Source organism: Streptomyces sp. NPDC002004 (assembly GCF_053593975.1).
In genome coordinates, this window is the sequence record NZ_JBSFDP010000021.1 from 113,603 (window position 1) to 119,909 (window position 6,307).

At 73.8% G+C, this 6,307-nt stretch carries 5 protein-coding genes; 1 reads left to right on the forward strand and 4 read right to left on the reverse strand.

The features are described from left to right. Window positions 1-77: 77 nt before the first annotated feature. The 3 genes from glgC to ACWCP6_RS25935 all read right to left on the reverse strand — a co-directional run bounded on the left by glgC (window position 78) and on the right by ACWCP6_RS25935 (window position 3,486). Window positions 78-1,295 (reverse strand): glucose-1-phosphate adenylyltransferase, encoded by a 1,218-nt coding sequence (gene glgC, locus ACWCP6_RS25925; protein ID WP_450934946.1) that lies wholly within the window; start codon window positions 1,293-1,295, stop codon window positions 78-80. 82 nt (window positions 1,296-1,377) lie between these two features. Continuing rightward, window positions 1,378-2,532 carry a glycogen synthase gene (gene glgA, locus ACWCP6_RS25930; RefSeq protein WP_450934947.1) on the reverse strand — a complete coding sequence of 385 codons (1,155 nt, stop codon included), beginning with the start codon at window positions 2,530-2,532 and terminating at the stop codon, window positions 1,378-1,380. Window positions 2,533-2,724: 192 nt separating this feature from the next. Then, a complete protein-coding gene (locus tag ACWCP6_RS25935) occupies window positions 2,725-3,486 on the reverse strand; it encodes a (2Fe-2S)-binding protein (protein WP_450934948.1) in 762 nt (253 codons plus the stop codon). Between the two features lie 230 nt (window positions 3,487-3,716). On the opposite strand from ACWCP6_RS25935, the gene ACWCP6_RS25940 reads away from it, so the two are divergent. After that, on the forward strand, window positions 3,717-4,751 hold the full coding sequence (locus tag ACWCP6_RS25940; RefSeq protein WP_450934949.1) for a DMT family transporter: 1,035 nt from the start codon (window positions 3,717-3,719) through the stop codon (window positions 4,749-4,751). A gap of 31 nt (window positions 4,752-4,782) precedes the next feature. Here the strand turns inward: ACWCP6_RS25940 and ACWCP6_RS25945 are convergent, their stop codons facing one another. Then, window positions 4,783-6,018, reverse strand: a complete 1,236-nt coding sequence (locus ACWCP6_RS25945; protein WP_450934950.1) for a transglycosylase family protein — start codon at window positions 6,016-6,018, stop codon at window positions 4,783-4,785. Between the last annotated feature and the right edge of the window lie 289 nt (window positions 6,019-6,307).

Below are 6,307 nucleotides of genomic sequence, written 5' to 3' on the forward strand. Positions count from 1 at the left end.
CAGGTAGACAACGTTGTCACCGTGTCGAGCGGGAACATTCTTCGCTGCCTACGTGTACACGTCAAGGATCCTGAACGTCAGAGCACGGCCTGCCCCTTGCCGAGCGCGATCACCCCGCCCTTGGACACGGTGTAGAGCTCGGCGTCCCGTTCGGGGTTGACGCCGATGGTCGCACCCGGCGGGACGTCCACGTTCTTGTCGAGCACGGCGCCGCGCACCACCGCGCCACGGCCCACGTGGACGCCGTCGTGGAGGACCGACCCCTGGACCACGGCGCCCGCGTCCACGGTGACGCCGGGCGACAGGACGGAGCGGGTGACCTGGCCGCGGATGACGCAGCCGGGGCCCACGACGGAGTCGCCGGCGATGCCGCCCGCGCAGAACTTGGCCGGCGGAAGCTGCCCCGGGTGCGTGTAGATCGGCCAGCTGCGGTTGTCGAGCGAGAAGGCGGGCCGCTCGGAGATCAGGTCCATATGGGCGTCGTAGTACGCGTCGAGCGTGCCCACGTCGCGCCAGTAGCCGTGCTCGTGGGCCGCCTCGCCGGGCACGTGGTTGGCGTCGAAGTCGTAGAGCTGCGCGAGCCCGCGCCCCGTCAGCATCGGCAGGATGGAGCCGCCCATGTCGTGCGCGGATCCGGGATCCTCGGCGTCCCGCTGGAGCGCGTCCAGGAGCACCTTGGTGGTGAAGACGTAGTTGCCCATGGAGGCGAAGACCTGGTGCGGGGAGCCCGGCAGCCCCGGAGGGTCGGCGGGCTTCTCCAGAAAGGACTCCACCCGGGTGCCGTCCCCGGCCGGTGCGATCACGCCGAACGACGACGCGTCGGCGCGCGGCACCCGGATCCCGGCCACGGTGACGCCCGCGCCGCTGTCGATGTGCTGCCGCAGCATCTGCCGCGGGTCCATGCGGTAGACGTGGTCGGCCCCGAACACCGCGATGTGGTCGGGCTGTTCGTCGTGGACGAGGTTGAGGGACTGGAGGATGGCGTCGGCGCTGCCCAGGTACCAGCGGGGGCCGAGGCGCTGCTGGGCCGGGACCGGTGTGACGTAGTTGCCGAGGAGACTCGACATCCGCCAGGTCGTGGTCACATGGCGGTCGAGCGAGTGCGACTTGTACTGCGTGAGGACGCAGATCCGCAGGATGTCACCGTTGACCAGGTTCGACAGGACGAAGTCCACCAGCCGGTACGTCCCGCCGAAGATGACGGCCGGTTTGGCCCGGTCGGCGGTCAGCGGCAGCAGCCGTTTGCCCTCGCCGCCCGCGAGTACGATCCCCAGCACCGAAGGTCCACCGCGCATCGCCGCACCGCCCCCTGACGTCCCGCGCTCACCGTGTCTTCCCGTACGCGTCCGCTCACCGTGTCGTCTCGCACCCGTCCGCTCACAGCGTCTTCTCGTACACGTCGACCGTGCGCCGGGCCACCGTGTCCCAGCCGAACTCGCCGATCACACGCTCGCGTCCGGCTGCGCCCATGCGCCGGGCGGCGGCCGGGTCACCGACGAGGAGGTCGAGCCGCTCGGCGAGGCCCCGCTCGAACCGCTCCGGGTCGGCGGCCTCGTACGGCACGAGCAGCCCCGTGACGCCGTCCACGACGACCTCCGGGATGCCTCCGACCGCGGAGGCGACGACGGCGGTGCCGCACGCCATCGCCTCCAGATTGACGATGCCCAGCGGCTCGTACACCGACGGACACACGAACGCGCGGGCGTGCGTGAGGAGTTGCACGACCTCGTCGCGCGGCAGCATCCCCGGGATCCATCGGACGCCGTCGCGTGTCGCGCTCAGCTCGTCGACGAGCGCGTGGAACTCCCGGCCGATCTGCGGCGTGTCCGGGGCGCCTGCGCAGAGCACGAGCTGCGCGGCCGGGTCCAGCCACCGGGCGGCGCGCAGCAGATGGGGGACGCCCTTCTGCCGGGTGATGCGCCCGACGAAGAGCACGTACGGCCGCCCGGGGTCGACCCCGAGGCGCTCCAGTACGCCGGTACGCCGGTCGGGGCGGTACAGGTTCGGGTCGATGCCGTTGTGGACGACGTGCACGACGGCCGGGTCGAGGGCCGGGTATCCGGCGAGGACGTCCGCGCGCATCGCCTCCGAGACGGCGATCACGGCGTCGGCGGACTCGATGGCCGTGCGCTCGGCCCAGCTCGACAGGGCGTAGCCGCCGCCGAGCTGCTCGGCCTTCCAGGGGCGCATCGGCTCCAGCGAGTGGGTGGTCATCACATGGGGCAGCCCGTGCAGCAGTTTGCCGAGGTGGCCGGCCAGGTTGGCGTACCAGGTGTGCGAGTGGACCAGGTCCCGGCCCCGCAGGGCGGCGGCCATCGACAGGTCGACCGAGAAGGTGCGTAACGCGTCGTTGGCGGTGTCGAGGGCGGCCCAGGGGCGGTGCCGCACCAGTCCGTCCGTGGCGCCCTCGCCCCAGCAGTGCACATCGAGGTCGACGAGGCGGTGCAGCTCGCGGGCGAGGAACTCCACATGGACGCCCGCGCCTCCGTACACGTCGGGCGGATACTCCCGGGTGAGCAGTCCCACTCGCACGGAGAAACCCCCCGTCGTCGCGGCCGGTCGTCCCATGGTCACGCAGAAGGGGCGCACGGGGAAGAGCGCGGTCGGGCCGGCCGGTACGGGGGTTGTGACGGCCGGCCCGGCGGCGCGGGCCGGATGCGGCGCCGCCGTCCCCGCGTCGCGGTGCACGGCGGCGCAAGGACGGCACGGCTCCCCGCGGGGTCCTCAGCGCGGCCGGGCCGGGCGGGACGGCGGGCGGTCGAAGCAGCAGTCGCCGCACAGGCCCGCCCCGGGGATGCGGTAGTACAGGCAGCAGCTGCGGCGGCGGAATCCCGCTCCGGGGGTGAGGGTGCCGGTGTCGCGGAGCAGGGGGTGCTCGAACAGGGCGGCGGTGAGGGCTCGGGTGCGCGCGGCCGTGTCGGGGCGGGCGTTTCGCCGGGCCCACCGGTCCAGCTCGCGTGCCGCGCCGGTCAGGGCGGACCCTGCATTGCCCCGGAGCAGGCCGGGCGCGACGGCGTACCGGGCGCCCAGCGCCGCGGCCAGCGGGGTCAGGTGGGTGTCCAGGACCAGCTCGGCGAGGCGGCCGGCGTCGGCGGGACGGGCGGGATCGGCGGGACGGGCGGCTTCGGATGGCGGCGGGGCGGGTGCGAGCCACAAGTCGTCCGGCGCCGAGGCGTCCGGGTCCCAGTGGAGGCGCTCCGGGGACAGCTCCGGTACGGCTCCGTACAGTGCCGCCGAACCGAGCGCCACCGACCACACCCGGGCGGTGAGGCCGAGGTGGGCGATGGACGCGGCGACGCGCTTCTCGGGCGCCCGGAGCGCCGATGCCACCTTCTCCACACGGAACGTGAGGGGGTCGTCGCCCGAGGCGAGGAGGGTGTAGGCCCGCGCGAGGGGGACCGCGGTCCGGCTCGGCGGGGTCCCCCGGCGCAGGGCGAAGAAGCCTCCGACCGAGGCGAGTGCGGTGAGATCGGATTCGGGCGTCACGCCATGAGTACAGCAGGCGCGCCGAAGATCGGGGATCTCCCCCCGGGGCACCCGTCCTGGGGAGGACTTGGCGGAGCCGGTACTCCATCGGCAGTAGGACGCATTGCCTGCTCAGGTACGACGACGTGAACGCGTTTCCGAGAGATCGTAGAGACCATGGATGCCCATCGTCCGCGGAGCCGGACGCACCACGACCGGCCCGACGCCCGGCGCAGACCGGCGAGACCGTCATGAGCGCGCTCGCGCCGGCCACGCTGCTCTCCCTCGTCTCCGCGGTGGCGTACGCGGGCGGCGCGATCGTGCAGGAGCGCGTCGCGGTCACCACCCCGGACCGCCCCTACGCCCCGCTGCGGCGCCCGGCCTGGTGGTGCGCGGTCGTGCTCAACGGCCTCGGCGCGCTGCTGCACGTGGTGGCGCTCGCCCTCGGCCCGCTGAGCCTGGTGCAGCCGCTCGGCGCGCTGACCATCGTGTTCGCGCTTCCCATGGCGGCGCTCTTCACCCGCCGCACGGCGGGCCCCGCGGCGTGGCGCGGCGCGATCATGGCGACCGTCGGGCTCGCGGGCCTGCTCTCGCTGACCGGAACCGCCGAGTCCAGGGCGCTGGACGACGCCCAGCGGCTGTTCCTCGCGGTGCTCACGGCCGGTGCCGTGGTGACCCTGATGGCCGCCGCCCGCGCTGCGCACCGGCACCCGGCGGTGCGCAGCGTGCTGCTGGCCTGTGCCGCGGGCATCGCGTTCGGCATGGCCTCGGTGTTCACGAAGGCGGTTGCGGTGGGCTGGTCCGCCGACGGCCTGCCCGGGCAATGGCCCACCCTGCTCGCCATCGGCATCCTGGCGGCATCGGGTCTGCTGCTCTCGCAGGCCGCCTACCGGGGCGCGGGCCTCGCGGCGCCGCTGGCCACGGTGACCGTCGTCAATCCGGTGGCCGCAGCAGCGGTCGGCATCACCATGTTCGGTGAGTCCTTCCAGCACGGGACGGCGGGCACGGCACTTGCCCTGACCAGCGGGGTGGTCGCGGCGGGCGGCCTGATCCTGCTCACCACGGAGCGCATCGGCGAGCAGCGCCGTGCCGCGGAGACGGCGACGGTCACGGCGTCCGCCGCCGCGCTGCGCGTGGTGGCCCATGCGCACGCTGCCACGGCGTTCGACGCCCGGTCGGGGCACGCCGGGGACGCGCCCCCTTTCGCCCCGCAGGGCCCCGACGCCGGCGAGGGCCCGCTCCCCCGGGTACCGACTCCGAAGCAGCCCGCCCGGACCGGCACTTAGCCGGCCGGAGAAGGCCGTGAAGGGGCCCGGGTCAGAGCCTGACCCCGGCGGCCCTCAGATAGGCGACCGGGTCGATGTCCGACCCGAACTCGGGCCCGGTCCGCACCTCGAAGTGGAGGTGCGGACCCGTGCTGTTGCCCGTGGATCCGGAGCGGGCGATGCGCTGGCCTGCCACCACGCTCTGCCCGGCCCTGACGGCGATCGCGGACAGATGGCCGTACTGGCTGTACCTGCCGTCGGCGTGGCGGATCACGACCTGGTAGCCGTAGGAGCCGCCCCAGCCCGCCGCGACGACATGGCCTGCGGCGATCGCCCTGACCGAGGTGCCGGTGGGCACCGGGAAGTCGACGCCGGTGTGGTAGCCCTTCGACCAGGAGCCGCCCGCCGCGCGGTACGGCGTGCCGGTGGCGGTCGCGGCGACGGGTGTCACGACCGTGTGCGAGGAGGCGCGGGACTTCTCGGCGTGGGAGGTGCCGGCCCCTCCGGTCCGCTTCGTGGGGTGCTTGTCCCGTGCGCCCGGATGCGCCGTCCCGGGGTGGGCCGTGCCGGGGTGCGTCGTCTCGGGGTGTGCGGTCCCCTTGTGCCGCGTCCCCGGGTGCATCCGGCCGGTGTCCGTCAGGGCGAGCCGCTGGCCGGGCAGGATGAGGTCGGGGTCGTCGCCGATGGTGCGGCGGTTGGTGTCGTAGAGCCGCTCCCAGCCACCGGGCAGATGCCGCTCGTCGGCGATCCGGGACAGCGAGTCGCCGTGCACGACGGTGTACATCTCGGCCCGGCCCGCCCGGGCCTGGGGCGTCGCCTCGGGCTTCACCTCGCGCTTCCGGTGGGCGTCCGCCGGCCGTTCGTCGCCGCTCCGGTGCGTCGTCGCGCCCTGTGTGGGCACGTGCGGCGCGGCGCCGCCCTGCATCAGCCCCGCCCGGGGGCCGCAGACCGGCCAGGCCCCCGGTCCCTGCCCGTCCAGCACCTTCTCGGCGACCGCGATCTGCTGGTCCCTGGTGGCCAGATCCGCTCGGGGCGCATAGGCCCGGCCGCCGTAGGCCTCCCAGGTGGACTGGGTGAACTGCAGGCCGCCGAAGTAGCCGTTGCCGGTGTTGACGGACCAGTTGTTCGTGGATTCGCAGGCGGCGACCTTGTTCCAGGTGGACACGTCCGCCGCGTGGGCCGCACCCGCGCCGACGAGCGGTATCGCGAGGCCCGCGCCTCCCACGCTCACGGTCAGCGACGCTCGGTTGATCCGGTTCGGCTGGTACCGGCGGTGTCGCCCGGCCATGGGAGCCCCCTCGCTCTGCCCCGCGCTCTGTCCTCCGGGGGCATCCCCGGACCCGCGAGGCATCAGGAGCCGCAAAAGTAAATGCCGCGAACCGGCCGGGACAAGGCGGCAATCGGACAACACGGCCGGTGCCCGACCATGCCGCCGCACACGGGCGCGCGACGGCGCGTTGCGGCACCCCGCGCATCCCCGTGGTGCGCGATTGGTCATGGGCTTGTCGGGGTCCTTGTCCAGCTTCTGGAACCGTGCCCCGTCCTTGTTCGTGATCCCGGCAAAAGTCGACGGGTCG

Coding starts and splice junctions, on each gene's coding strand:
- glgC (WP_450934946.1), bottom strand. CDS start 1,295: ATGCGCGGTGGACCTTCGGTGCTGGGGATCGTACTCGCGGGCGGCGAG.
- ACWCP6_RS25940 (WP_450934949.1), top strand. CDS start 3,717: ATGAGCGCGCTCGCGCCGGCCACGCTGCTCTCCCTCGTCTCCGCGGTG.
- ACWCP6_RS25945 (WP_450934950.1), bottom strand. CDS start 6,018: ATGGCCGGGCGACACCGCCGGTACCAGCCGAACCGGATCAACCGAGCG.